20 protein-coding genes and 3 pseudogenes are annotated in these 25,494 nt (G+C 59.0%); 9 read left to right on the top strand and 14 right to left on the bottom strand.

Annotated elements, in window-relative coordinates; translation table 11 throughout:
- Nucleotides 1–38: 38 nt before the first annotated feature.
- Nucleotides 39–728, bottom strand: a complete 690-nt coding sequence (locus tag QE408_RS13985) for a glutathione S-transferase family protein (protein WP_306932085.1) — start codon at nt 726–728, stop codon at nt 39–41.
- A gap of 116 nt (nt 729–844) precedes the next feature.
- Nucleotides 845–1,603 carry a hypothetical protein gene (locus QE408_RS13980; protein WP_306932083.1) on the bottom strand — a complete coding sequence of 253 codons (759 nt, stop codon included), beginning with the start codon at nt 1,601–1,603 and terminating at the stop codon, nt 845–847.
- Nucleotides 1,604–1,717: 114 nt separating this feature from the next.
- Between QE408_RS13980 and QE408_RS13975 the strand changes: the two genes are divergently transcribed.
- The 3 genes from QE408_RS13975 to QE408_RS13965 all read left to right on the top strand — a co-directional run bounded on the left by QE408_RS13975 (nt 1,718) and on the right by QE408_RS13965 (nt 5,566).
- Nucleotides 1,718–3,601, top strand: a complete 1,884-nt coding sequence (locus QE408_RS13975; RefSeq protein ID WP_306932081.1) for an ABC-F family ATP-binding cassette domain-containing protein — start codon at nt 1,718–1,720, stop codon at nt 3,599–3,601.
- Nucleotides 3,602–3,697: 96 nt separating this feature from the next.
- Nucleotides 3,698–4,540, top strand: coding sequence for a polysaccharide deacetylase family protein (locus QE408_RS13970; protein ID WP_306932080.1), 843 nt, complete (start codon nt 3,698–3,700; stop codon nt 4,538–4,540).
- Nucleotides 4,541–4,639: 99 nt separating this feature from the next.
- The gene (locus tag QE408_RS13965; RefSeq protein WP_306932078.1) at nt 4,640–5,566 is read left to right on the top strand and encodes a Gfo/Idh/MocA family protein; all 927 of its coding nucleotides are present in this window, start codon (nt 4,640–4,642) and stop codon (nt 5,564–5,566) included.
- Nucleotides 5,567–5,659: 93 nt separating this feature from the next.
- Here QE408_RS13965 and QE408_RS13960 read toward each other — a convergent pair whose 3' ends face one another.
- From QE408_RS13960 to QE408_RS13915, 10 genes and pseudogenes are all read right to left on the bottom strand, one after another.
- A complete protein-coding gene (locus QE408_RS13960; protein ID WP_306932076.1) occupies nt 5,660–6,370 on the bottom strand; it encodes a ribonuclease activity regulator RraA in 711 nt (236 codons plus the stop codon).
- 33 nt (nt 6,371–6,403) lie between these two features.
- A complete protein-coding gene (locus QE408_RS13955) occupies nt 6,404–7,204 on the bottom strand; it encodes an NAD-dependent epimerase/dehydratase family protein (protein WP_306932075.1) in 801 nt (266 codons plus the stop codon).
- Nucleotides 7,205–7,216: 12 nt separating this feature from the next.
- Nucleotides 7,217–8,941, bottom strand: a complete 1,725-nt coding sequence (gene araD, locus QE408_RS13950; RefSeq protein WP_306932073.1) for an L-arabinonate dehydratase — start codon at nt 8,939–8,941, stop codon at nt 7,217–7,219.
- A 1-nt stretch (nt 8,942) separates the two neighbouring features.
- The gene (locus QE408_RS13945; RefSeq protein ID WP_306932071.1) at nt 8,943–10,025 is read right to left on the bottom strand and encodes an ABC transporter ATP-binding protein; all 1,083 of its coding nucleotides are present in this window, start codon (nt 10,023–10,025) and stop codon (nt 8,943–8,945) included.
- A 22-nt stretch (nt 10,026–10,047) separates the two neighbouring features.
- Complete coding sequence (locus QE408_RS13940) at nt 10,048–11,091, bottom strand: carbohydrate ABC transporter permease (RefSeq protein ID WP_306932070.1); 1,044 nt, start codon at nt 11,089–11,091, stop codon at nt 10,048–10,050.
- On the bottom strand, nt 11,084–12,052 hold the full coding sequence (locus QE408_RS13935; RefSeq protein WP_306932069.1) for a carbohydrate ABC transporter permease: 969 nt from the start codon (nt 12,050–12,052) through the stop codon (nt 11,084–11,086). The genes QE408_RS13940 and QE408_RS13935 overlap by 8 nt, the downstream gene beginning before the upstream one ends.
- A 57-nt stretch (nt 12,053–12,109) precedes the next feature.
- Nucleotides 12,110–13,381: pseudogene (locus QE408_RS13930) on the bottom strand (ABC transporter substrate-binding protein).
- Between the two features lie 137 nt (nt 13,382–13,518).
- Nucleotides 13,519–14,598: a Gfo/Idh/MocA family protein gene (locus QE408_RS13925; RefSeq protein ID WP_306932068.1), complete on the bottom strand. Its 1,080-nt coding sequence runs from the start codon at nt 14,596–14,598 to the stop codon at nt 13,519–13,521.
- Nucleotides 14,595–15,611 carry a Gfo/Idh/MocA family protein gene (locus QE408_RS13920; RefSeq protein WP_306932067.1) on the bottom strand — a complete coding sequence of 339 codons (1,017 nt, stop codon included), beginning with the start codon at nt 15,609–15,611 and terminating at the stop codon, nt 14,595–14,597. The genes QE408_RS13925 and QE408_RS13920 overlap by 4 nt, the downstream gene beginning before the upstream one ends.
- On the bottom strand, nt 15,608–16,657 hold the full coding sequence (locus QE408_RS13915) for a Gfo/Idh/MocA family protein (protein WP_306932066.1): 1,050 nt from the start codon (nt 16,655–16,657) through the stop codon (nt 15,608–15,610). The genes QE408_RS13920 and QE408_RS13915 overlap by 4 nt, the downstream gene beginning before the upstream one ends.
- Before the next feature lie 103 nt (nt 16,658–16,760).
- On the opposite strand from QE408_RS13915, the gene QE408_RS13910 reads away from it, so the two are divergent.
- Entirely contained in the window at nt 16,761–17,474 is a 714-nt protein-coding gene (locus QE408_RS13910; RefSeq protein ID WP_306932064.1) for a GntR family transcriptional regulator, read from the top strand.
- Nucleotides 17,475–17,505: 31 nt separating this feature from the next.
- Nucleotides 17,506–18,428, top strand: a pseudogene (locus tag QE408_RS13905) (SMP-30/gluconolactonase/LRE family protein).
- Between the two features lie 13 nt (nt 18,429–18,441).
- On the opposite strand, the gene QE408_RS13900 reads toward QE408_RS13905, so the two are convergent.
- On the bottom strand, nt 18,442–18,891 hold the full coding sequence (locus QE408_RS13900) for a DNA polymerase III subunit chi (protein ID WP_306932061.1): 450 nt from the start codon (nt 18,889–18,891) through the stop codon (nt 18,442–18,444).
- Nucleotides 18,892–18,920: 29 nt separating this feature from the next.
- Nucleotides 18,921–20,412 (bottom strand): annotated as a pseudogene (locus QE408_RS13895) (leucyl aminopeptidase).
- A 4-nt stretch (nt 20,413–20,416) separates the two neighbouring features.
- On the opposite strand from QE408_RS13895, the gene QE408_RS13890 reads away from it, so the two are divergent.
- The 4 genes from QE408_RS13890 to QE408_RS13875 are packed head-to-tail and all read left to right on the top strand — an operon-like array spanning nt 20,417 to nt 25,321.
- Nucleotides 20,417–20,686 (top strand): hypothetical protein, encoded by a 270-nt coding sequence (locus QE408_RS13890; RefSeq protein ID WP_306932059.1) that lies wholly within the window; start codon nt 20,417–20,419, stop codon nt 20,684–20,686.
- Between the two features lie 20 nt (nt 20,687–20,706).
- Nucleotides 20,707–21,876, top strand: a complete 1,170-nt coding sequence (locus tag QE408_RS13885; RefSeq protein WP_306932057.1) for an LptF/LptG family permease — start codon at nt 20,707–20,709, stop codon at nt 21,874–21,876.
- Nucleotides 21,873–22,961 (top strand): LPS export ABC transporter permease LptG, encoded by a 1,089-nt coding sequence (gene lptG, locus QE408_RS13880; RefSeq protein WP_306932055.1) that lies wholly within the window; start codon nt 21,873–21,875, stop codon nt 22,959–22,961. The genes QE408_RS13885 and lptG overlap by 4 nt, the downstream gene beginning before the upstream one ends.
- Entirely contained in the window at nt 22,961–25,321 is a 2,361-nt protein-coding gene (locus QE408_RS13875) for an LPS-assembly protein LptD (protein WP_306932053.1), read from the top strand. Before lptG ends, QE408_RS13875 begins: the two co-directional genes overlap by 1 nt.
- The last annotated feature ends 173 nt before the right edge of the window (nt 25,322–25,494 follow it).

The following is a 25,494-nucleotide window of genomic DNA, read 5'->3' as shown; positions in this document are numbered from 1 at the left end:
AGGGGGCTTTCCGTAATTGGCATGCGCCGAGCGACATTTCACGCCGCTGTCACACTGCGCCCCTTCGCGCCGTGCAGATCGAGGCAGCGCTCGAACCAGTCGCGCACCGGATCCTTCGCGCCAAAGAGATCGACGCCGCTGGCGACCCTCGACCACTGAAGCGCACCGAAGACGATATAGTCGGCAAAGAGCGGGCTCTCGCCTCCGAGGAACGGCTGACGGCCGAGCATCTTACGGATCGGCTCCAGACGTGCGGGAAAAGCTGCAATCTCTGCATCACGCTCGGCGATCACCTCTTCCAATGCGGCACCCAGCGCTTTCGTCCGGCTCTCGCGGAAATAGGCCTGATCCTGATCATCCAGCATGTCATGAATATCGAGAAGCGCGATCCTGACGATAGCCGGATGGAGTTGCGTCTGCGACCAGCTTTCGACGAAGCGGGAAAGCGCTTTGCCACCCTCCCCATTGAAGAGCGACGGCTGATCGGGATAGGCCTCATCGAGATAGACCGCGATGTCGAAGCTGTCCTTTACCAGCCTGTCGCCATCGCGCAGAACCGGCACGGTTTTCGAAAAGCCGTTCTCGATGCCGGGAATGGCGGTGAAGGCGAGCGGACGCTCTTCGAAATCCAGCCCCTTATGCGCCAGCGACAGAACCGTCTTCCAGCAATGGGGCGAAAACGGACGGCTGATGTCACGGCCGCAAAGCGTGTAAAGCGTAATCGACATGGTCACTCCTGTTTTTCTCACCCCATTGAACAGGCTGATGCGGCGAAAATCAAACCACCAGACTTCATATCTGCCATCACAGAGTTTGAAGTGAGAACTCCGGCGTAGAGACGCGGTTAGAAGCGATAAAGAAACAGCTTCGTTTGGCGGGCGTCATCAACCCTCAGGATCTCAAGCGGGGCGACGCCCGGGACCTCGAAACTGTTCGAGACGAGGATCGTTCCAGAACGCATCTCCGCCTTCGCTTTTTCATACAGGTCGGGCATCGGCACCGGCGATAGGAAGCAGTAGACGACATCATATTGAGAGAGGTCTGCATCCCACAGGCTTTTGTAACGGATTGCCGCATTGGGCCGCCGGATCAGCGCGACCCAGAGCTTGGAGACCAATGTGAGGAGCGGCGCCGTCTCATAACCATCCACCTGAACGGTGGGATGGTGCTTTGCCAGGAAGGTGACGATGCCGCCGGTACCACTGCCCAGATCGGCCACGCGGCGAGCATTTTGCCGCGCCACAAGATCGCCGATCGCCTTCCAAGTCTGGCGATTGGTCATGTAGAACGGCACCTGCTCCTTCGCACCATTCCAGAAGACCAGCACGCAGGCGATAAAGGCAACGCCATAGGCCCAGGCCGGCACGACGTCATTATAAACGACGGCAAAGGGCAGCAGAATTTGCACGGGCACCCAGAACCACCAGAGGCCAATAAGCCGCCCGATCAGCGCCGAGAGCACACCCTGAATCAGCAAAATTTCGAAAAGACCGAGTGGCAGCCGCCAGCCCATGCGCTGCACAAGGACGAAACCACAAAGCACGATCGCCTGAGAAAGGACGAGCCTGACAAGGTTCAAGATGGGCGGGAGAATTCGGCTCATGAATGGGTTCTTCGTGACGGCATGGCAACCTCCTCCGTTTAGAAGGCCATGATGGCGCGGGGCTTGCCTCTGTCCCATCTTGCAAGCTCCGGGAAACTCGGCCAAAAGGCTGGCATGATTACGATTACCGACCTTTCCGCCCGTATCGCAGGCCGCCTGCTTCTCGACAATGCCAGCGTCTCACTGCCCGATGGCGTGAAGGCTGGTCTCGTGGGGCGCAATGGCGCGGGAAAATCGACGCTCTTTCGCGTCATCACCGGCGATCTCGGCTCTGAAAGCGGCAGCGTCACCATTCCAAAGCATGCGCGCATCGGCCAGGTGGCGCAGGAGGCGCCAGGCACAGAGGATTCGTTGATCTCCATCGTGCTTGCTGCCGACAAGGAACGGGCAGCGCTGTTGCGGGAAGCAGAAACCGCAACCGATCCGAACAGGATCGCCGAAATCCAGATGCGGCTTGTCGATATCGACGCGCATTCGGCGGAAGCGCGCGCATCGGCCATTCTCGCCGGTCTCGGCTTCGATCAGGAGGCGCAGTTGCGCCCCGCCTCTTCCTTTTCCGGTGGCTGGCGCATGCGTGTGGCGCTCGCCTCGGTTCTCTTCGCCGAGCCAGATCTGCTGCTGCTCGACGAACCGACCAACTATCTCGATCTGGAAGGCACGCTCTGGCTGGAAGACTATATCCGCCGCTATCCGCACACCGTCATCATCATCAGCCATGACCGCGATCTTTTGAACAATGCGGTCAATTCGATCATTCATCTCGATCAGAAGAAGCTGACCTTCTATCGCGGCGGCTATGATTCCTTCGAACGGCAAAAGGCGGAAGCCGACGAGTTGCAGATGAAGGCAAAGGCCAAGAGCGATGCGGCGCGAAAGCATCTGCAGAGCTATATCGACCGCTTCCGCTATAAGGCCTCCAAGGCCAAGCAGGCGCAGAGCCGCATCAAGGCGCTGGAGCGGATGGGCACGGTTGCCGCCGTTATCGAAGATCATGTCCAGCCGATCACCTTTCCGGAACCAGAAAAGCAGCCCGCCTCGCCCATCGTCGCCATTCAGGGCGGTGTCGTCGGTTACGAACCGGGCAAGCCGATTCTCAAAGGTCTGAATCTCCGCATCGACAATGATGACCGCATTGCGCTGCTCGGCTCCAACGGCAACGGCAAGTCCACATTCGCCAAATTCATTTCCGGCCGCCTGCCCGCACAGGCAGGCGATCTGCGTGTCGCGCCGGGCCTCAAGATCGGCTTCTTTGCTCAGCACCAGCTGGATGATCTGGTGCCCAACGAGACCCCGGTAGAGCATGTGCGCAAGCTTATGCCGCAGGCGGCGGAAGCACAGGTGCGTTCACGTGTGGCGCAGATGGGCCTTGCGACGGAAAAGATGTCGACCGCTGCCAAGGATCTGTCTGGTGGCGAAAAGGCGCGTCTGCTGATGGGCCTGGCCGCCTTCCACGCGCCGAACCTGCTGATCCTCGACGAACCGACCAACCATCTGGACATCGACAGCCGTCGCGCGCTGATCGAGGCCCTGAACGATTACGACGGCGCCGTCATCCTGATTTCGCACGACCGGCATCTCATCGAAGCCACCGTTGACCGTCTCTGGCTGGTCAACAATGGCACGGTAACGAGCTTCGAAGGCGATATGGAAGAATATCGCGACATCGTCATCGCGTCCGGCAAGAAGAAGGACGAGAAGGTGGATGCCGCCAACGATCAGGCATCCAAGGCCGATCAGCGCAAAGCCAATGCCGAAAAGCGCGCCCAGCTTGCGCCGCTGAAGAAAAAGATCAACGAAATCGAATCCTTGACGGCAAAGCTTGAGAAGCAGATTCAAGCGCTCGATACGGAGCTCGCCGATCCGACGCTCTATGAAAAGGCCCCTGCCAAGGCAGCGGAGAAGGTAAAGCAGCGCGGCGAAGCCGCAGCGAAACTGTCTGCCGCGGAAGAGCAGTGGCTCTTGCTGTCCAGTGAATATGAAGACGCCATGGCTGGATAAATGAAACGTTACTTTCCAGGACGCGAAGTAACGCGCCGTTAACCATAATCAGAGAAAGCTCGGCAACAACGTCACCCCTGATTTGCCGAGCTTTTCATGCGCCTCTCCTCACTCTTCGTGTCCGCAGCCATTGCGCTGTGCCTTTCCAGTTGCGCAGGCAAGCCGCAGGCGGAAGGGTCGCTGAAAAGCTCCTTTGCCGCGACGATGCCGGAGAAGCCAGCGGCAGGCCCACATGATCCGATTGCGCTGTCGCCAGCGGCATGGATGCGTCCACGCAACCCGATGGGGCTTGCTGGCCGGGACATAGAAGTATCGTCGCTGAAAGACATCGCGCTTGCCAATAAGGAAGTCGTGTTGAGCTTCGACGATGGCCCGGTGCCGGGCAAGACAGAGCGGATTCTCGCAACGTTGGACGAGTTCGGCGTGAAGGCCACCTTCCTCATGGTTGGCGAAATGGCACAGACCTATCCAGACATCGCCAAGAAGGTCGTTGCGGAAGGGCATACAATCGGCAGCCACACCTTCAGCCATCCGAACCTGCGCAACCTGACCTTCGACCGGGCGCTGGCGGAAGTGGCAAAGGGTGAAAAGGCCGTCGCTAAGGCAACGGAGACGGATGCGATGTTCTTCCGCTTCCCTTACCTGTCGGACAATCGCAACCTCCGGCACATGGTGTCCGAGCGCGGTCTCGTCATCATGGACGTCCAGGTCGATTCCAAGGATTATTTCTCCGATACACCTGCCGTCGTCGCGTCCCGCACGATTGCCGCCCTCCGACATCGCGGCAGCGGCATCATCCTGATGCATGACATCCACAAGCGGACCGCCACTATGCTACCCGCTCTGCTAACCCAGTTGAAAGCCGAAGGCTACAAGGTGGTGCACCTTGTCTACAAGAAGCCAGCCCACAAGCCGCTGCTCGTCGCATCCACAAGCTGATTTTGCGGTGACGGCACCGAGCAACGGCTTGCCCGCCCGCCCGTTTCTGATACAAGGCATAAAGTATTATTTTTAGAGCATCACACGGGTCTTAAAAGCATGTCAGCTATCAAGCTTGCCATCGTCGGCGTCGGCAAAATCGTTCGCGACCAGCATCTTCCAGCCATTGCCGCCAATGCGGATTTCGAGCTTATCGCGACGGCCAGCCGCCATGGTACCGTCGAAGGCGTCCCGTCCTATCACACGATCGAGGAACTGATCGGAGCCGTGCCGGACGTCACCGCCGTGTCGCTCTGCATGCCGCCGCAATATCGCTACGAGGCTGCCTATACGGCGCTCAACGCCGGTAAGCATGTGTTCCTTGAAAAGCCGCCTGGTGCGACCCTTTCGGAAGTGCAGGATCTCGTTCGCCTGGCGGACTCAAAGGGTCTTTCGCTGTTTGCAAGCTGGCATTCGCGCTACGCTCCGGCTGTCGAAGCAGCAAAGAGCTTTCTGGCATCCACCAAGATCAACAGCGTTCATGTCATCTGGAAGGAAGATGTGCGCCACTGGCACCCGAACCAGGAATGGATCTGGCAGGCTGGCGGTCTCGGTGTCTTCGACCCCGGCATCAATGCGCTGTCGATCATCACCCATATCCTGCCGCGCGCGCTATTTATCACCAAGGCCACGCTGGAATTCCCGGAAAATCGCGACGCACCGATTGCCGCCGATATCCACTTCTCCGACGTGACGAAGATGCCGGTGCATGCCGAGTTCGACTGGCGCCAGACGGGCAAGCAGAGCTGGGATATCGTCGCCGAGACAGAAGCCGGTCAGATGGTTCTCTCCGAAGGCGGCGCAAAGCTTTCGATCAATGGCGAACTGAAATTTGCAGAGCCGGAGCGCGAATACCCTGCCCTGTACGAGCGCTTCGCCGAGATCATCAAGGCCAAGACATCCGACGTCGATCTCGCACCGCTGACCCACGTCGCAGACGCATTCCTGCTCGGTCGCCACAAGTTCGTGGATTCCTTCTACGACTGATAGCGGTCGATGAAGAGTTACACCGATAAAAAAATGGCCGGACAACCCGGCCATTTTCTGTTGAGCGCACTTGCTTAGGGCTTTGCCCAAGCGTCAGCGACCATTCTCCTTTCGCCATGCGGCGAAGGCGGTCTGGTGCTCATCCTTCGTGCAAGGATAAAGGCCGATGATCGTTTCGCCTGCCTTGACCCGTTCGACCACGAAATCTTCGTAAGCCGTCATTTCTACGGCTTCGTTTGCCACTTCGTCGGCAATCCCGGCGGGGATGACGATAACGCAGTCGGCATCGCCAACGACGATGTCGCCCGGGAAGACCGGCGCATCGCCGCAGCCGATCGGACCGTTGATCTCGATCGCCTCATGCTTGGTGAGGTTCGTGGGGCTCGACGGACGGGTGTGGTAGGCCGGGATATCCAACTCGGCAATGGTCGCCGCATCGCGGAAACCGCCATCAGTGACAATGCCGGCACCGCCGCGCACCATCAGGCGAGTGACGAGAATATCGCCGGCAGAAGCAGCACTTGCATCCTTGCGGCTATCCATGACAAGCACGTGACCCGGAGGGCAGGTCTCGATGGCCACGCGCTGCGGATGGGCAGGATTGCGGAATTCGACGAGTTGGTTTCGATCCTCGCGTGCTGGCATGTAACGCAGCGTGAAAGCGGGACCCACCATGTTCTTGCCCTTGTGGCCAAGCGGGCGCACACCCTGGATGACCTGATTGCGCAGGCCGCGCTTGTAAAGCGCCGTTGCCAAGGTCGCGACGGAAATCGTCGATAGTTTTTCGCGGGTTTCGCTGTTCATTTTATTCTCCTCGTCGTGACGGATGAAGGCTTTTCAAGCCTTGTGAATGGGTTCGTCGATGAAGACGCCGCCCTGATATTTTGCGATGGCCGCGTCCGGATCGGGGCGCGGCACGGTCCGTTCGATCTCCTCGCGATAGCGCGCAGCATTGTCGCGACGCTGCCAGCCGAGAAAATCGACATGAGAGTTGTCCCACCAGGCATCGTCATTGGCAGACACGCCCCAGATGACCGGGCAGCCAAGCTCGGGCACGCGGAAGACGGCCTCGATCAGCGAGACGAAATCATCATGGCTCAGCCAGGTGGAGAGCATGCGCCAGTCCATCGGCTTTTCGGTGCAGGAGCCGATCCGGACGATCGCCGTCTCCTGGCCGAACTTGGAGTGGTAAAGGCTCGCCATCGCCTCCCCGAAAATCTTCGACACGCCGTAAAGACCATCCGGCAGGAAGGGCATATCCGGCGTAAGCTTGGTCCCCTGGGGATAGTAGCCGATCGTGTGGTTGGTCGAAGCGAAGAGAATGCGTGGCTTTCCGTTCGCCCGCGCCGCTTCATAGAGATTGTAGACCCCGCGCAGATTGGCATCCTCAATCGGGTCATATGCTTTTTCGACCGAAATACCGCCCAGATGAACGATGCCATCGCAATCCTTCACCAGATCGTTGACGGCCTCAGCATCCTCCAGTGCGCAGCGAACCACTTCCTCATGCGGTCCGGCGGGCGCGGCAATCTCCACCAGATCCGACAGGCGGACGATTTCGGCGATATGGCCGAGCCGCCCGCGCAGCATTCTGCCCAGTTGGCCGCCAGCACCTGTGATCAGCAAACGCTTCATCATCTACCCAATCCTTTAGAAGATGTCCGGCTCGCCAGCGCTGCGGCCAAAATCCGTCTGAAGGAAGTCGAAATCGCAGCCCTCATCCGCCTGGGTCACGTGCTTGGAGAAGAGGTAGCCATAGCCACGCTCATAACGCGGCGCTGGTGGCTGCCAGGCGGCGCGGCGGCTGGCGATATCCTCTTCGCTCACCAACATGTCGAGGCGACGTGCGGGCAGATCGAGGCGGACGATATCACCCGTCTTCAGCAGTGCAAGCGGACCGCCGACAAAGCTTTCCGGTGCCACATGCAGCACGCAGGCACCGTAGGACGTGCCGGACATACGGGCGTCGGAAATGCGTACCATATCGCGGTGGCCCTTCTTGATCAGCGCTTTGGGGATCGGCAGCATGCCCCATTCGGGAAAGCCCGGGCCGCCCAATGGGCCTGCATTGCGCAGCACCAGAACATGATCGGGGGTGACGTCGAGATTTTCATCATCGATGGCCGCCTTCATTTCGGGATAGCTGTCGAAGACGAGTGCGGGACCTTCATGCACATGAAATTTGGGATCACTGGCCGCAGGCTTGATCACGGCACCGTCCGGGCAGAGATTGCCGCGCAGCACGGCAAGCGAACCCTCGGCATAGACAGGATTGTCGAGTGAGCGAATGACATCGTCATTATAGACCTTTGCGCCTTCCAGGTTTTCGCCCATGCTCCGGCCCGTCACCGTCAGTACCGAACAATCGAGACGACTTTCAATCTGCTTCATCAGTGCGCGCAGACCACCGGCAAAGTAGAAGTCGTCCATCAGATAGTCCTTGCCCGAGGGGCGGACATTGGCAATCAATGGTGTCACACGACCGAGCGCATCCAGTTCATCCAAGGTCATCGGCACGCCTGCGCGCCTGGCCATGGCGATCAGATGCACGACGGCGTTGGTGGAGCAGCCGGTGGCCATGGCAACGATCGCCGCATTGCGGAAGGCTGCCGCGCTCAAAATCTTGTTCGGCGTCAGATCCTCGCTCACCATTTCCACGATGCGACGCCCGCAGGCCGCGGACATGCGCAGATGAGCTGAGTCCACGGCAGGGATCGAAGATGCACCCGGCAGCGTCAGACCCAGCGCATCGGCAATCGCGGTCATGGTGGAAGCCGTGCCCATGGTCATGCAGACACCGGCAGAGCGTGCGATGCCGCCCTGGACGCCGCGCCACTCCTCATCGGTAACATTGCCTGCACGACGCTCATCCCAATATTTCCAGGCGTCGGAACCTGAGCCGAGCGTCTTGCCGGCATAGTTGCCGCTCAACATCGGGCCAGCGGGCAGATAGATCATCGGCACGCCAGCGGAGATCGCCCCCATGACGAGACCGGGTGTGGTCTTGTCACAGCCGCCCATCAGCACCACGCCATCGAGCGGATGGGATCGGATCATCTCCTCCGTCTCCATCGCCAGCATATTGCGGTAAAGCATAGAGGTCGGCTTCGTGAAGCTTTCATCGACGGAGAGCGACGGCATTTCGACCGGAAAGCCGCCTGCCTGAAGAACGCCACGCTTCACGTCCTTCACCCGTTCGGGAAAATGCGAGTGACAGGTGTTCAGCTCCGACCACGTATTGAGAATGCCGATCACCGGCTTGCCGGCAAAATCCTCTTCGGAATAGCCAAGCTGCATCATGCGGGAGCGGTGGCCAAAGCTGCGGAGATCGTCTGGAGCGAACCAGCGGGCGGAGCGTAGCTTTTTCTCGGTCATGTCAAACGTCCTGCTTGAGCGTCACGCCGCTCATCGTATCGAAAAGATGAATGTGCTCGAGCGGCGCGGACATGCGGATCACCTCGCCGGCAGCGGTCGACGTCTGCCCGGACAGATGCAGCGTCACCGGCGTACCGTTGCCCAGATTGCCGTAAAGGTAGGACTCGCCACCCAGCTGTTCTGCCGTGCGCACCGACATGGTGAGCGGTCCCTCGCTGCCATGCTTCACATGATTAGGACGAATGCCGAGCGTCACCTTCTGGCCGGGCGCATAGGTGAAGCCGGTCTGCGGCAGCGGGATCAGTTCTCCCGTCGCGATCTTCAGCAGCGGCGTCGGTCCGGAGATCACCTCCCCGGCAAAGAAGTTCATCTTCGGCGAACCGATAAAGCCTGCTACGAAGATGTTGGCCGGGCGATTGTAGAGATCGAGCGGGACGCCGAACTGCTCCAGCTTACCCGCGCGCAACACGGCGATCTTGTCGGCCATGGTCATGGCCTCCACCTGATCGTGGGTCACGTAGATCATTGTGTTGCCGAGCCGCTTGTGCAGAGCGGAGATTTCGCCGCGCATATCGACGCGAAGTTCCGCGTCGAGGTTGGACAGTGGCTCATCGAAGAGGAAGACGCGCGGTTCACGCACGACGGCGCGACCGATTGCGACGCGCTGACGCTGCCCGCCCGACAGGTCCTTCGGACGACGCTCCAGAAGCTGATCGATCTGCAGCATTTTGGAGACCTGGGCGATCTTCTCGGCGATCTCCTTTTTCGGTGTGCCGATATTTTCAAGACCGAAGGAAAGGTTCTCGCGCACGGTCATATGCGGATAGAGCGCGTAGGACTGGAACACCATGGCAAGACCGCGGTCTGCCGCCGGCACGGTGTTGACGACATCGCCGCCGATGACGATATCGCCGTCGCTCAAGACTTCCAGACCGGAAATCATGCGCAGAAGCGTCGACTTGCCGCAGCCGGACGGTCCGACGAACACGCAGAATTCGCCATGCTTGATATCGAGATCGATACCCTTGATCACATCAAGGGCGCCATACGTCTTCTTGACCTGACGAAGCTCAATACTTGCCATTGTCGTGTCTCCTCCCGAAGGATTATTTGCCGCCCGTCGAAGCGATGCCGGTGGCGATGTATTTTTGCAGGAACATGAAGACCAGCGCGATGGGCGCGAGTGTCAGCACGGTCATGGCAAGCAGGTTGCTCCACTCCGTCGACATCTCTCCCTGGAAGGAATTCAGTGCCAGTTGCAGTGTGAAATTGTCGTTGCGGGTCAGGACGATCAGCGGCCAGAGGAAGTCGTTCCATCGCCACATGACCGCAAGGATCGCAAGCACGGCCAGTGCCGGTGCGGAGAGCGGCAGGATGATGCGCCAATAGATCTTCCACTCGCTGGCCTTATCCATGCGTGCCGCGTCGAGGATCTCATCGGGAATCGTCAGCATATATTGGCGCAGCAGGAACACGCCGGTCGGCGTGGCGGCACCGGGAATGATCACGCCCCAAAGACTGTTGATCATGCCAAGCTGGCTGGTGATGAGAAAGAGTGGCACCAGCACGACTGTCTGCGGGATCATCAAGGTGCCGACGACCATGGCCAAAACCGCACCCCTGCCCTTGAACTGGTATTTAGACAGGGCAAAGGCCGCCATGGAATTGACGATCAGCATGATGACGGTGGACGTCACCGTGATGAAGACCGAGTTCCAGAAGTAAAGCGGGAAGTTAAAGCGCTGGAAAAGCTCGGTGTAGTTTTCCGTCGCCAGCGACACGCGCTCTGCGGGCTTCAACTCGTTGAACGGCATCTTCTGGATTTCGGTCGGCTTGGCGGGATCGATAACCTGCGCCACAAGACCGATGCGACGAACCATGCCGACCGTCTGGCCGTCCTTGGTGGTATAGGCTGGAAGCGGTGCTTGCTGTCCATCCACCACGACAGTCTCCTGCGAATAGGGCAGGAAACGTGGAGGAAAGCGCTGCAGGTCGGCTTCGGTCTTGAAGGACGACAGGACAAGCCAGACGACCGGCCCGAACATCATCACGACGGCCAAGCCAAGATAGGCGTAGGACAGCCAGTCGGTCCAATGCAGCTTGCCATTGCGGCCGCGCGTGCGGGTCAGAAATGCACCGATCCTAGCCATCGACCTTGCTCCTGTTTGCCCGGAATTGCAGAGCGGTCAGCACCACGAGAACGGCGGCGAGAAGCAGCGAGGCTGCGGCCGCGAGGCCGAAATTGCGGGGCGTTCCGGCAAAACCGGTCTGATAGATGTATTGAATGATGAAGGTCGTCGCCGAGCCTGGACCACCGCCGGTAAAGGCGAAGATTTCGTCGAAGGTCTGTACGCCCTTGATCAACGACAGGACCAGAACGACGAGCATGGTCGGCGCCAGAAGCGGCATGGTGATGCGGCGGAAGATGCGCCAGGGGTTCGCCTTGTCGAGTTCGGCGGCCTCGTAGACATCACGTGGGATCGCCTGCAGGCCGGCAAGAAGGATGAGCGTGTAGAAGCCCATATGCGCCCAAACCGACAGGAAGACCGACCAACCGAAGGCCAGGTTTGCTTCCAGCATCCAGTCGACAGAGCTCAAGCCCATACCTTCCATCGCGGCATTGAGAACGCCGAAGCGCTGCAAGATCCACTTCCAGATCAGCGCCACGCCCACGGGTGACAGCAACACGGGGAAGAAGAAGACGGCGCGGAAGAAACCACGGGCGCGGATATCGCGGTTGAGGATGATGGCCGTGATCAGCGAGAAGCCAACCATGAAGCCCACCTGAAGCACGACGAAGAGGAGCGTGTTCCACACCGAGCGCCAGAAGAGGTCCTGCTGACAGGAATTCGGATCGAGATAATTGCCGCAGGACATCAGCGCCTGAAAATTCCCGCCGCCGACAAAGGGGCGATCGGCAAGCATGATCTGCTCGGTGCCCGTCACCGAATAGGCAACGTTCAGCAGGATCGGCAGAAATGCGAAGACAGCAAAGAGAATGAGGTTTGGGGTCAGAAACACCCAGGCAATCCGTCGATGCCCGAGCACCTTCTGCAGGAAGGCGAATGGCAGTTCAACGATGCCCATCACTAGCGCAATCAATTTATACATGGGGCTCCTCCTTCGATCCGGCGCGGCACGGAATGCGTCGCGCCGGAAGGCGATGGATCACTTCGCCTGCTTCAACATTTCCTCAACGTCTGTCTTGGCGCGTGCCATCGCTTCATCGACTGTCAATTCGCCGACGATGGCCTGGGTGATGCGCTGAACAGAGATGTTGAACATGGCGCGATTGTTCTTGTAACCCTGGTAGGCGTAAGCAATCGGGCTGATGCCGGGGATCTGGTCGAGCCAGGCATTCATGGCCTTCTGCGTCGCAGGGGTCGCACCGGTATAGGTCACGCCCTTTTCCGCGACCGACTTCTTGGCCGGAACGTTGCGGGTGCGGACGGTGAAGTCGAGATAGTTCTCGTCTTCGGCAAGGAAGTTCAGGATATCGGCAACGATCTTCGGGTTCTTGGTCTGCTTGAAACCGACGATCCCAGTACCACCCGGCATGCCGGTGCAGGCAGCACCGCCGCAAGGCTGCGGCACGACTTCCCAGTCGAAGGCATCGCCTACCTGGCTGTCGAAGCGCGCCGTCTGCCAGCTACCGGAATAGTAGTACGCGAGTTGGCCGTTGATGAATTCCTGCGCGGCGTCGCGATAGGTATTACCGCCCTGCCCGGCCCAGACGTCACGCGCCATGGTGCCGTCCTTGTTCCACTCGACGAACTTCTTCACGAAAGTCGTAAAGCCTTCATCGACCAGGATCGGCTTGCCTTCAGCGTCGAAAATCTTGGCGCCATAGGAGATGGCGGGGCCGGCAATACGATGGCCCGAACGGTCGATTGCCATCGGATAAGGTGTTCCGGTTGCCTTCGCGACGGCGGTCGCCGCTTTCGCCCAATCGTCCATCGTCGCGTCCTTACCGGGCACGGCGACATTGGCCTGATCGAACAGCGTGCGATTGATGAAGGCGCCGGTGATGGTCAGCTGCGTATGCATGCCGTAAATGCCCTTGTCGTCAGGGCCGCTGCGGTACCATTTCAGCACGTTGGAGAAATTGTCTTCCCAGTTCTTCGCGTCCACATAGGGCGTGAGATCGAGATAATAACGGTTGAGGCCGCCAAGGTCGGTGACGGTGGCGAAATCCGGACCGCTGCCGCCCGCGAGCTGAACGGGCAGACCTTCCAACAGCGCCTTTTAAGGCACCACGTCGGTAACGATCTTCACATCCGGATGCTGCTTTTCGTAACGTGCGAGAATGTCCTTCAGGATTTCGCAGCCATTGCCGTCATAGGCGCAGGTGAAGCGAACTTCCTGGGCAGCCTGAGCGCCACCGGCGAAAGACGCCGCGCCCAAAGCGAGCGCCAATGCCATGCTGTATTGTCTGATCATCTGGTTTCCTCCCATTCGATGATTATGCTTTGGCGATGATTATGCTCTAGAGCGCCGTGCATCCTTTCGGACGCACAAAGGACGCTCTAGCTCTTCCAAATCACGCATCGTGCCTTTCTGAAAATCGATCCCGATCTTCAGGCCGATGCTGCGGTGGGTGCAGGCTGCGGAGCCCAACCCTTGATCCACTGACCTTCCGCCGCCTCTGCCAGCCGTACCGGCTTGCCTTCGCGCGCCGAGCGATAGATGGCCGTGACGAGTTCGATCGATTGCAGACCGTCCGTTACGGTGACCTCCTTGCCGCCGCGCCCCTCCATGGCGTCAGCAATCGCCTCGACAAAACCGGTAAAGCCGTTCTCGCCATCGCCAACCGTGGCAAGAACCGCATCGATCTGAGCTTGCGTCGTCGGTGCTCGCGCAATGAAGCGCCACTTGTCTTCCGCCGGGCGATAGGGCAGCGAACCGCTCTCGGCGGTGAAACCTTCGAAGCAGAAGCGCAGACGCGATGTGTCTTCGGCCGCACCGAGCGTGACCGAGCTAGTCGCCAGCGCGCCGTTCTTCATGCGGAAGCTGAGTGCCGCGCAGTCTTCGGTTTCGATCGCGTTGACGCGGGTATCGGCCATGGTGAAGACTTCTTCGACCGGACCGAGCACGTAGCAGATCAGATCATGTGCATGGATCGCATGGCCGAGGATCGCGCCACCGCACTCGCCTTTCCAGGTTCCGCGCCAGGGAATGTCGTAATAGCCCTTGCCGCGGTTCCAATGGACTTCCGAGCTTGCAACATAGGCCTTGCCGGCAAGCCCGGCATCGATCAGCGCGCGAAGCTGGCGCATGGCCGGACCAAAGCGATACTGAAAGACGGGGAAGATGCTGCGGCCCGTCGTCTTGACGGATTCGAGAAGCGCATTCGCCTCTTCCAGCGAACGCACGAGCGGCTTTTCGCAGACCACGTCCTTGCCAGCGGCGTGCGCCTTCAGCGTGATTGGGAAATGTAAGTGCGGCGGCAGGCAGACGTCGATGAGCTGGATGCTCGGATCCGCCAGAACCTCATCCAGATCGGCGGTGACATGGATGGACGTGCCATTGGCAACGCCACGCGCACGCTCCACGTCGAGATCGCATATCGCCTTGACGGAGAAGCGTTCCGGCAGAGCGAGATAACCCTTCAGATGCTCGGCACCGATACCGGCGCCAACAATGGCGACTCCGATCATGCCTTTGCTCCTTCGGCCTTGGCCTGCGCCTGAAGCGACAGTTCGCAAACCTTGAACACATGCTCATGCGTCATTGCCGTTTCGGTACGGTTGCGAATGTCGTCGCATACACGTCCAAAATATGGGAGCCCGGCACCGGAGGCATCGATATATTCGCAGCGATCGCCATTCACGAGGATCAGGCGGTCAGTGCCTTCGCTGTTGCCGACATCGACATATTTGCGCAGCTCGATGTAGCCTTCGGTACCGAGAATGGTCAGACGACCGTCGCCCCAGGTGGGCAGCGCATCCGGCGTGTACCAATCGACGCGGATATAGCCATGGCCCTTGTCGCCACGCAGAAGCACTTCGCCGAAATCCTGCAGGCCCGGATCGCCTGGATTGGCGTAATTGGCAACCGTCGCAGACACGATTTCCACGTCGGTGGAGCCGGTGAAGAACATGAACTGATCGATCTGGTGGCTGGCAATATCGGTGATGATGCCGCCATAGGCTTCACGCTCGAAGAACCACTTCGGGCGGATTTGGCGGTTCAGACGATGCGGCCCCATGCCGATCGTCTGCACGACGCGGCCGATGGCGCCTGCGGCGACCAACTCGGCAGCCTTGGTGACGCTCGGCACTTCGAAGCGCTCTGAGAAGTCGATCGTCCAGATCCGGTTGGTCTTCTTGACCGTCTGGCGAATACGCTCAAGCTGTTCGAGTGTTGTGCATCCTGGCTTGTCGGTCATGACATCCTTGCCGGCTTCCATCGAAGCGACTGCGAGGTCCGCGCGCTTGGACGGAATATCGGCGATGACGACGAGATCAATGCTGTCATCTGCAAGAAGCGCTTCCTTGGTGGCCGAGCGCGGCACGTTGGGAAAACGCTTGACGAAACCTTCGACCACATCGGGCTCGCCTTCCGTCCACCAGCCGACGAATTCCGCACCGACGTCCATCAGGTTCTGTGCCATGCCAAAAATGTGGCGGTGCTCTATGCCCAGAGCGACGAACTTAATTGCTTTAGTCATTTTTGCAGTTCCACTTCCTTGCCGGTTTCGGCCGAGTTAATGATCGCGTCGATCAATATGTGAGACAAAAGAGCCGCTTCACCCGTGACAACCGGCGGGCGTTCTGCGGTGATGCTATCTGCGAAATCCTCGAAGACGCCCTGATGCCATTCATGGGTAAAGGCCATCGGATCGGCGCCGCCACCGGTGCCGGAAGCTGCCCCACCGAAGACCTCCTGGCGTCCGTCGCGCCAATCGACATGCAGAAGACCGGATGCGAGCCGGAGGCTGGCATTGTCGAAATGCAGGAGGATCGATTCCGCCGAGCCTGGAAAACTTGCCGTGCTGGCAACCAGCGAACCGACTGCACCGCTTGCAAAGCGCAGGCCTGCGGCAACATAATCCTCCGTTTCCATGCGGTGGAAACGGGTGGTTGCCGCCATGGCTTGGACGCGAGACACGGGACCGGTGAGGCTCAAGGCAAGATCGATGGTGTGAATCGCCTGGGAAATCAGAACGCCGCCGCCGTCACGCGCCAAAGTGCCACGACCGGGTTCGTCGTAATAGGATTGAGCACGCCACCACGGCACGGAAATCTCGCAGAGACCCAGTTCTCCAAGCGTTCCACCGTCAACAAGCTCGCGCGCCTTTTGTGAAGCTGCGCGCATGCGATGCTGGAAGATGATACCGAGCGTGACGCCAGCGTCCCGACACAGAGCAACCAGACGCTCGGCCTCATCGGTGTGCCGGGCAACCGGCTTTTCCATGAGAATGTGCTTGCCGGCACGGGCGAAGGCTTCGACGATATCGAGGCGGGCGTTCGGCGGCGTGGCGATAATGGCGAAATCGACATCCTTGTCCTGCGCCGCCTCAGCCACCGAGGAATAAACTGTCACGTCATATCCCGCGTGCTTCGACGCTTCCTCGGCCAATGCCTTGGCGCGACCGGAACCGCTGTCAACGATACCCTTCAGCCGAATTTTGTCAGGACTTGCTGCACAGGCGAGCACATGGGTCTTCGCCACCATTCCAGCGCCAATGATGACGCAGGTTTTGATCTTCTGCATTTAGGGAGCCTCCCTTCCCAATGCGGCGTAATTTGCATACCGGTATGCCGGTTGTCAACTGACTTGTGTTCCGGTATACCGGTTAGAAATCGCTGGAGTGAAAATGCCCAAAATCCCGATGACAGGCGGCTCTGTCCCGACCATGGAGAGGCTGGATCTGAACCGTCCCGTAGTGGATCAGATTTACTCGGCGCTAAAGTCCGCCATTCTGTCGCGGGAGCTTTTTCCCGGGCAGGCGGTATCCGAAAATGAGATCGGCCTATCATTCAATTCCAGTCGTACGCCGGTGCGGGAGGCATTGAGCCGTTTACGAGACGACGGCTTGATCGTAACCCTTCCCAGCCGCGGCACATACGTCTCCAAGCTTTCTGAAAAGAGTATCCGCAGTTCGCAATTCATCCGTGAAGCGCTTGAGGTCGCAGCGGTCGAGAAGCTATGCGAGATCGGCCTGTCGGCGGAAGCGGAGCAGGAAATCGAGCATGCGCTGAGCGGTCAGCGCAAGGCGATGCAGCGCGGGGACCGCAAGGCCTTCCGGATGCATGACGACCAGTTTCACAGCGCCCTTGCGGCGGCCACCGGCATGGACAGGCTGGAAACGCTGCTCATCCGCGAAAAGGCAGGCCTTGACCGCCTGCGGGCTCTCGCCATTACCGATGAGGCGCATATGGCGGGGCTACTTGCCGAACACGAGGCGGTCTATGCCGCGATAAAGGATGGCAACGAGACGCTTGCGGCGGACGAGTTGCGCAAACACCTAAGGCGCGTCTTGGGCATTCTGGCGCAGGTCTTTGCCAACCATCAGGACTATTTCGAGTAAATCTGCGGTACCATCGACAACGGATCCCACCATGACCACTGCACACTACAGGCTGCTGCCTGCCGAAGCGCTCGGCATGTCAGAGGCAACACTCCTCTGCGACACAATCAGCACGCTGGCGGAATCACCCGTTTGGGACGAAAAGCGCCAAGTGCTGTTCTGGTGCGATATTCTCGGCAAGACGGTGCGCTCTGCTGCTCTCACGCCCGGTCAGTATCGTGAATGGTCTTTCCCAAACACGGTGTCGAGCCTTGGACTTTGTGACAGTGGCGACCTCATCATCGCCTGTGGCATGGATATCGTTGTCCTCGATCCGGAGAGTGGCGCCACCCACACGCTCTGCAGCATTCCGGCGCAGGAGGGCAGTCCTTTCCGGCTGAATGATGGACGCATCGGGCCAGATGGTGCCTTCTGGGTCGGCACGATGCATAATGTGCCATTGCCGCAGATGGAACCGCGCGGTGAGCTTTGGCGCGTCACGGCAAGTGGTGCCGAATGGATGCAGACCGGCCTCACCTGCCCCAATGGGCTTGCCTTCTCACAAGATGGTTCGCTCATGTGGCAAAGCGATTCCGTACAAAGATCCGTCGCCGCACATTCGACAAGAGCCGAGGGACCTTTGATGAAGGAATTCTGGTTGCGCAGATGACGGAGGAAACGGGCAGGCCCGATGGCGGCTGCGTCGATCGTTCCGGCGTTTACTGGAGCGCTGGCGTTTCGGCTGGACTGATCAACGCGTTTTCGCCCGACGGCGTGCATCTCGGTGCGATTGCGGCGCCCGTCCCGCACCCCACCATGGGCTGCTTCGGTGGGCCGGACTTCAGCACGCTTTTCCTGACGTCCCACCGTCACAACATGTCGGAGGAGCGGTTACATAAGGCGCCATTATCGGGCGGTGTTTGGGCGATCCCGACGAAGACGACCGGCTTTGCCGGTTTTCGCTTCCGTCGTTGATGCGCTTAAGGGATCACGCCTTTTTCTGCCAGCGGCCTTCAGGTGATTGCTGCCAATAGGTGAGTGCATGGCCCTCAACTTTCAGCGTCTTCCACTGCGCGCGTGCCGCCTCCAATTGCCCGGCGTCGTAGCCATCGAACATGAAGACGATACGCTCGTACGGCTCAAGAGCCGGCGGTTCGGCGCCATCGACCAGAAAACGCACCGTCGCCTGATTGGCATTGCCATCGGTTGAGGTGAGCAGCACAGGCTGTTCGGCAGAACTTGCGACGGCGTCGGTGGCGTGCGGCAGAAAGCTGTCGTCGCGGAACGTCCAGAGAAGCACGTCGAGCGCATCGCGTTTCTCATCACTTCCCGTCTGGACCGCGACCTTCCAGCCGCGCTCCAGCGATTTCTCCAAAAGCGGCGGTAAGGCATCCTCCAGCTTGGATTCCGTCAGATGATAAAACAGGACTTCCGTCATCGGGAGATTGCCGCCTTCTTGCTTTTACCTCAATCCTCGTAGTGCGCGCGAACCAGTTCGTCCAGAAGGCGAACGCCATAACCGGAGCCCCAGGACTGGTTGATCTCGGTCAGCGGCGAGCCCATGGCTGTGCCTGCGATATCCAAATGCGCCCATGGCGTCTCGCCGACAAAGCGCTTGAGGAACTGAGCGGCTGTCACCGAGCCCGCCAAGCGCCCGGCGCTGTTCTTCATATCGGCAAACTTCGAATCAATGATCTTGTCGTAATCCTTGCCGAGCGGCATGCGCCAGAGCTTCTCCTGTGTCGTGTCGCCCCGCCTCGATCAACTGCCCGGCCAGTTCATCGTCATTGCAGAAGAGGCCCGCCTGAAGATTGCCGAGCGCCACGGTGATGGCACCGGTCAGGGTGGCGAGATTGATCATGAATTTCGGCTTGAAGCGATCGTTCGTGTACCATAGCGCATCCGCCAGAACGAGGCGACCTTCGGCGTCGGTATTGATGATCTCGATGGTCTGGCCGGACATGGAGGTGACGATATCGCCAGGCCGCTGAGCATTGCCATCCGGCATGTTTTCGACGAGCCCGATAACGCCGATCACATTGGCCTTTGCCTTGCGGGCCGCAAGCGTGTGCATGAGACCGGTCACGGCAGCAGCGCCGCCCATGTCGCCCTTCATGTCTTCCATGCCGGCACCTGGCTTCAGAGAAATACCGCCGGTGTCGAACACCACGCCCTTGCCGATGAAGGCGATCGGCTCGTCTTTCTTGGAGCCGCCATTCCATTGCATGATGGCAAGCCGTGGCGGGCGAACAGAGCCTTGGGCCACGCCGAGAAGTGCGCCCATGCCGAGCTTCTTCATTTCCTTTTCGCCAAGGATTTCAACCTCAACGCCGAGTTTCTTCAAGCCTTCGGCCTTTTCGGCGAACTCGACAGGACCAAGCACGTTCGGTGGCAGGTTGACGAGGTCGCGCGCCAGGATGACGCCATCGGCGACGGCCTGGGCAGCATCAAACGCTTTCTTTGCTTCTTCATGGGCAACCGTCACGATCGTCACATCGACGTGCTTCGGTTTCTTCTCCTCGTCGGACGGTTTCTTGGTCTTGTAAGCATCGAAGCTATAGGCGCGCAGCAGAAGTCCGAGGGCGAAATCGGCAGCATTCTTGCCATTCACATCGACACCTGGGACATCGAGATAGATGACGACCTTTTCCGCTTTCTTGAAATTGGCAGCAGCGGTACCGCCCGCTCTCAGCCAATCATGCGCGGTCAGCTTCGTCGCCTTGCCAAGGCCGATGACCGTGATGCGATCTGCCTCAGAACCTTGGGGCGCCAGAACATCGAGAACGCTCATCGACTTTGCCGAAAAGCCTGCGACCTTGGCGGCCTTTTCCAACACGCCAGCCGGATCGACATGCGCCTGCCCCGCCGCACCGTCATCTCCGGAAGCGCGCAGAAGAATGGCGGTAGCATTCGCACATGAGGCGGAGGCGGCAAAGGAAATATCGAAACTAGCGGACATCTTGATGCTCATCTTGCTGTTTTTTAAGGGTGTGCGGATCATGGGCCTTTCCGCCCGCGACGCAACCCCGGCATGGCGACTTGCGGTGTCAAATTTGTGGATGGTGCGCCGCAACGTCTCAAGCAGCGGAAAGTTTTTTCTTCACCTCTCCACAAAAAGCCACAGCCGCAGGAAAAATGACTGCGCGAAAGAAATTTGTGGCCCGTCGAGAGTCGCCAAGCGGGAGCGATGCGATTACATAGGGCCGGTTCCCTGCGCGGGGAAAAAACAATGAAAAACGTTATCAGGGACTAAATGGCGCTTCTCGAACGGTACATATTGCGACGCACGACGCAGATGGTTCTCGTCGCGCTGATGCCCGTGCTGGCAATCATCTGGACGATCCAGGTTCTGCAAAGAATCAACCTCGTCACGGATAGTGGCCAGTCCATGGGCTCGTTCATGACGCTCGCGACCATGCTGTTGCCGACGCTCATTCCCGTCGTTCTTCCCTTCGCGCTTGTTATCGGCGTGACGCAGACATTGACGGCGATGAACACCGACTCGGAGTTGGCGATCATCGATGCGTCTGGCGCGCGCCGCACGATCATCTACAAGCCAGTCCTCATTCTCGGCGCGGTGCTGAGCCTTGTCTCCTTCGGCATTACCAATTTTGCCGAGCCGCCGGCACGTGCCGCTGCGCGCCAGATGGTTGCTGCAGCCTATGCCGATCTGCTCTCTTCCGTCATTGAGGAGAAGACCTTCCGCACCATTCAGGATGGGCTTTACGTGCAGATCGCCCAGCGCCAAGGCCGAATCCTGCGCGGTCTATTCGTAGCCGACCGTCGCGATCCGAATTACGACCTCATCTATTATGCCAAGGAAGGGATGATCGACGAAGGTGGCACCTCGCTCACCATGCGTGACGGTGAGGTTCAGCAGAAGACGCCAGACGGCAAGGTCTCAGTCGTCAAGTTCCTGTCCTACGCCTTCGATCTCTCGACCATGTCGGAGAAGTCCGACAATGAACCGTCACTGTCCGCCAGCGATGCGAGCCTCGCCTTCCTGCTCTCTCCTGACGAGGACCTGGATAGCTACAAGAAAAACCCTGGCAGCTTCCGTTCGGAACTGAACCGGCGTCTGGTCGACTGGATGTTCCCGTTCGTCTTTGCCTTGATCTCGCTGGTCGTTGCAGGTGATGCACGCTCCCATCGAGAGGCACGGCTTCATCCCATGGTCGTTGCGCTGGTGACGGCCTTCATGCTCCGCTGGCTGGGCTTCTATTTCACCAATCAGGTGAAGCAAAGCGCCGCCTTCATTCCCTTCGTCTACGCCGTTCCGGTGGTCAGCGGCCTCATTGCCGCCTATCTGCTGGCGACAGGCCGCAAGCTGCATATGCCGTCCTTTATACAACACGCCGCGCAGGCGCTTCAGCGCCGTTTCAGCCCACCAAAGGCTAATGGCAATGGAGGACAGAGCGCATGATGTTCGGCACACTCGCCCGTTATTTCCTTCGCCGTTACGCCATGACAACGTTCTGGTTTCTACTGGGCGTGTCTTCCATTATCTTTCTGGCCGATTTTAGTGAAACCGCGCGGCGCATGTCCGGCCTTCCAGGCTATTCTGTGCCAGCCGCACTCGGCCTGACAGCGCTTCGGCTGCCGCTCATCCTGCAGCAGACCGTCCCTTTCGTCGCCCTCTTCGTCGGCATGACGACGTTGATTTCGCTCAACCGCCGCTACGAGCTGGTGGTGACGCGTGCTGCGGGCATTTCCGTCTGGCAGTTCATGCTGCCCTTCATCACCGGCGCGATCCTTCTTGGCATCCTCTGCGTCACCGCGCTTAATCCACTCGCCGCCTGGGGCGAAAGCAAGTCGCTTTCCGTCGAAGCGGGATGGCGCAATGACGGCAGCGGTCCTCGCCAGCAACAGGTGATTCCGTGGCTGCGTCAGAGCAGCGGTGGAGAGGACACGATCATCGGAGCCAAGAGCTTCGAGGACAATGGCGCGCTGCTGAAGGACGTGGTGCTGATTCACCTCGACAAGAATGGCAACATCCTTTTCCGACAGGACGCCGCGTCGGCGAAGTTGGAAGATGGTTACTGGCTTCTTAACAACGTTTCAGAGATTCGACCGGGTCACGTCCCCACCCATCAGGCGACGGCAAGAATCAGTACCAATTTGAGACAGGAATTCGTTCAGGAGCGTCTGACCCAGCCGGAAACCGTTGCTTTCTTTGATCTTTCTCGAAAGATAGAGGTGGCGAGATCCTTCGGCCTGTCATCCAAGGCGCTCGAAACGCAATATCACTTCCTACTCTCCATGCCGTTTCTGTTGGTGGCGATGACATTCATTGCGGCAACTGTTTCTCTAAAGTTCAGCCGTTTTGCACAGTCCCGTTCAGTGATTCTGGGTGGAATCCTTTCCGGCTTCGTGCTTTATGTGGTAACCGTGCTCGTAAGGGCATTCGGGAGTAGCGGCGTTGTTCCGCCCTTCGTTGCGGTCTGGATTCCAGTCGTCGTAGCGTTGGCATTGGGGGCAACCATTCTGCTTCATCAGGAGGACGGCTAGTGGCGGTATTTGACCGCGGGAATATCAGACGGCTTGCGGCAGCCCTTCTGACAGGGGCTTCTGTGTGCGCATACATGGCGACCGCATCCAGCGCTTTTGCTGATGACGGCGTGATCGTGGGCGACGCTCAAGACCAATCAAAACTCCTGCTTACAGCAAATGAACTCACCTATAATCGTGACGCTGAACAAGTGATCGCGACGGGTGGGGTGCGCATGAAATATTCGGGCTACCGTATGGTGGCCCAGCGTGTGGAATATAATCAAGGCACGGGCCGCGTTATCGCCCGTGGAAACATTGAACTCATCGAGCCTTCCGGCAGTCGTATCTACGCCGATGAGCTGGATGTAACCGACAATTTCTCGCAGGGTTTCGTCAACTCGTTGCGTGTAGAAACCACCGACAACACACGCATTGCCGGCGAAAGTGCTGAACGCGTCAATGAGGATGTTATGATCCTCAACAACGGCGTTTACACGGCCTGCCTTCCCTGCGCCGAGCGCCCGGACAAGCCGCCGCTTTGGCAGGTCAAGGCTGAGCGCGTCATTCAGGACGGCAAAAGCCAAACTGTGCGGTTGGAGAAGGCTCGCTTCGAGCTGTTCGGCAAGCCGATCGCCTATCTTCCGTTCATCACCGTTCCCGACAACCGGGTAAAGCGTAAATCCGGCTTTTTGTTCCCGCAAATGAGCATGACCGACAAGCTCGGTTTCGGTATCGGCGTGCCCTATTATCAGGTGCTCGGCGATAGCGCGGATCTGACGGTTACACCGACCTTCTACACGGCCCAGGGTCTTCTGCTTCAGGGCGAGCTGCGCAACCGTTTCGAGATGGGAACGCATACGCTGACATTTGCCGGCATTGACCAGCGCGACCCGGAACGTTTCGACCCCGGCACCAGCGACGCAATGAACGACCGTCGTGGCATGGTTGCCAGCCGCGGCGAATTCAAGATCAATCCCCGCTGGTCATTCGGCTGGGACGTCATGGTGCAGTCGGATAACAACTTCGCCCGCACCTATGACCTCAAGGGCTATAAGAGCGAAACGCAGACCAACAAGCTTTACCTCTCTGGCCTCGGTGATCGTAACAGCTTCGATGCCAACGCCTACTACTTCAACGTCCAGGACAAGGACGACTTTGAGCTGGAAGAGCGCAGGCAGGCGATTGTCCATCCAGCCGTCGACTACCGCTACTTCCTTCCCGATCCAGTCTATGGCGGCGAGCTTTCGCTGACGACGAACCTGACGAGCCTGACCCGCCGCAACCAGGACGCCTATGCGCTTGGAACGTCCAATCGCTTCCCGGGTCTCGAGGGCACCTATACCCGCCTGACGACAGAGGCCGAGTGGAAGAGAACTTACACTTTCGATAGCGGCGTTCAGTTGACACCGCTCGGCGCACTTCGTGGAGACATCTTCTCCACCGATATGGCAACGCAGGGTCTGGCCTATAGCAGCTCGATCAATGATGACGCGGCGTTCCGCGGTATGGCGACCTTCGGTCTCGAAGCGCGCTACCCGATTTTGTTCACGGCACAAAACAGCAGCCACGTGATCGAACCGATCGCTCAGTTGTTCGTGCGTCCGGACGAGCAATTTGCAGGCCGTCTTCCGAACGAAGATTCGCAGGCCTTCGTCTTCGATGCCACCAACCTCTTCGAACGGGACAAGTTCAGCGGTTTCGACCGTATCGAAGGCGGCACGCGTGCCAATCTCGGTTTCCGCTATAACGGTACCTTCGACAATGGCTATGGTGTCCGCGCCATCGCAGGACAGTCCTTCCATCTTGCTGGCGAAAATTCTTTCGCGTCGCCGGATCTCGTCAATGCCGGTGCTGATTCCGGCCTGGAATCGGACCGCTCCGACTACGTGACGATGGCGGCGATCGATGCGCCAATCGGTTTGTCCTTCTCCAACAGCTTGCGTCTCGACAAGGATAACTTCGAGATCAACCGTATGGAGAACAGCGTCCACTACACGGATAACCGCTTCACCGGTAAGGTCAGCTATACGCAGGTCAAGGCACAGCCGAATTATGGCTATGATCGTGACCGCGATATCATCCAGACCTCCGGCAAGCTGCGTCTCGACGACAACTGGGCGCTATTCGGTGCGATCAACTACGACCTGAACAACAAGTTCTCCAGCGAGCGCCGTATCGGCATTCTCTATCAGGACGAGTGCACCATCTTTACTGTCAGCTACTCGGATGAGGGTAACCTCAGCACCGTGCGTGAAGCGGCGAATGACTGGTCGATCAACGCCCGTCTCGCCTTCCGTACCCTCGGTGACATCAGTGTCGGTTCGGCTGCGGAAGACTGGGATAAGGCCGATATCGGCTGGCAGCCGAATAACTATTGATAGCCTTTATCTCTTGGAACGACGGCGGGATCTTCCCGCCGTTTTCATGTCAAGCGACACCTGCAGTGCCTATGACGTTCGACATCATGTGATCGACCCACCACTGTGAAGGTCACGTTTTTGCCGCAGATATCGACGATCTGGTTGTGGCGGACGATTGCGGTGGTAATCAT

Source organism: Agrobacterium larrymoorei, assembly GCF_030819275.1.
GTDB lineage: Bacteria > Pseudomonadota > Alphaproteobacteria > Rhizobiales > Rhizobiaceae > Agrobacterium > Agrobacterium larrymoorei_B.
Note: the sequence above shows the minus strand (reverse complement) of the source record. Positions and strands in the feature narration are given on the sequence as shown.

What these genes read in the sequence shown, in the direction of transcription:
- QE408_RS13925 (WP_306932068.1), bottom strand. Translation starts at nt 14,598, where the DNA reads ATGATCGGAGTCGCCATTGTTGGCGCCGGTATCGGTGCCGAGCATCTG.
- QE408_RS13915 (WP_306932066.1), bottom strand. Translation starts at nt 16,657, where the DNA reads ATGCAGAAGATCAAAACCTGCGTCATCATTGGCGCTGGAATGGTGGCG.
- lptG (WP_306932055.1), top strand. Translation starts at nt 21,873, where the DNA reads ATGATGTTCGGCACACTCGCCCGTTATTTCCTTCGCCGTTACGCCATG.
- QE408_RS13985 (WP_306932085.1), bottom strand. Translation starts at nt 728, where the DNA reads ATGTCGATTACGCTTTACACGCTTTGCGGCCGTGACATCAGCCGTCCG.
- QE408_RS13890 (WP_306932059.1), top strand. Translation starts at nt 20,417, where the DNA reads ATGCTCATCTTGCTGTTTTTTAAGGGTGTGCGGATCATGGGCCTTTCC.
- QE408_RS13965 (WP_306932078.1), top strand. Translation starts at nt 4,640, where the DNA reads ATGTCAGCTATCAAGCTTGCCATCGTCGGCGTCGGCAAAATCGTTCGC.
- QE408_RS13885 (WP_306932057.1), top strand. Translation starts at nt 20,707, where the DNA reads ATGGCGCTTCTCGAACGGTACATATTGCGACGCACGACGCAGATGGTT.
- QE408_RS13920 (WP_306932067.1), bottom strand. Translation starts at nt 15,611, where the DNA reads ATGACTAAAGCAATTAAGTTCGTCGCTCTGGGCATAGAGCACCGCCAC.
- QE408_RS13970 (WP_306932080.1), top strand. Translation starts at nt 3,698, where the DNA reads ATGCGCCTCTCCTCACTCTTCGTGTCCGCAGCCATTGCGCTGTGCCTT.
- QE408_RS13940 (WP_306932070.1), bottom strand. Translation starts at nt 11,091, where the DNA reads ATGGCTAGGATCGGTGCATTTCTGACCCGCACGCGCGGCCGCAATGGC.
- QE408_RS13935 (WP_306932069.1), bottom strand. Translation starts at nt 12,052, where the DNA reads ATGTATAAATTGATTGCGCTAGTGATGGGCATCGTTGAACTGCCATTC.
- QE408_RS13900 (WP_306932061.1), bottom strand. Translation starts at nt 18,891, where the DNA reads ATGACGGAAGTCCTGTTTTATCATCTGACGGAATCCAAGCTGGAGGAT.
- QE408_RS13960 (WP_306932076.1), bottom strand. Translation starts at nt 6,370, where the DNA reads ATGAACAGCGAAACCCGCGAAAAACTATCGACGATTTCCGTCGCGACC.
- QE408_RS13975 (WP_306932081.1), top strand. Translation starts at nt 1,718, where the DNA reads ATGATTACGATTACCGACCTTTCCGCCCGTATCGCAGGCCGCCTGCTT.
- araD (WP_306932073.1), bottom strand. Translation starts at nt 8,941, where the DNA reads ATGACCGAGAAAAAGCTACGCTCCGCCCGCTGGTTCGCTCCAGACGAT.
- QE408_RS13980 (WP_306932083.1), bottom strand. Translation starts at nt 1,603, where the DNA reads ATGAGCCGAATTCTCCCGCCCATCTTGAACCTTGTCAGGCTCGTCCTT.
- QE408_RS13910 (WP_306932064.1), top strand. Translation starts at nt 16,761, where the DNA reads ATGCCCAAAATCCCGATGACAGGCGGCTCTGTCCCGACCATGGAGAGG.
- QE408_RS13955 (WP_306932075.1), bottom strand. Translation starts at nt 7,204, where the DNA reads ATGATGAAGCGTTTGCTGATCACAGGTGCTGGCGGCCAACTGGGCAGA.
- QE408_RS13945 (WP_306932071.1), bottom strand. Translation starts at nt 10,025, where the DNA reads ATGGCAAGTATTGAGCTTCGTCAGGTCAAGAAGACGTATGGCGCCCTT.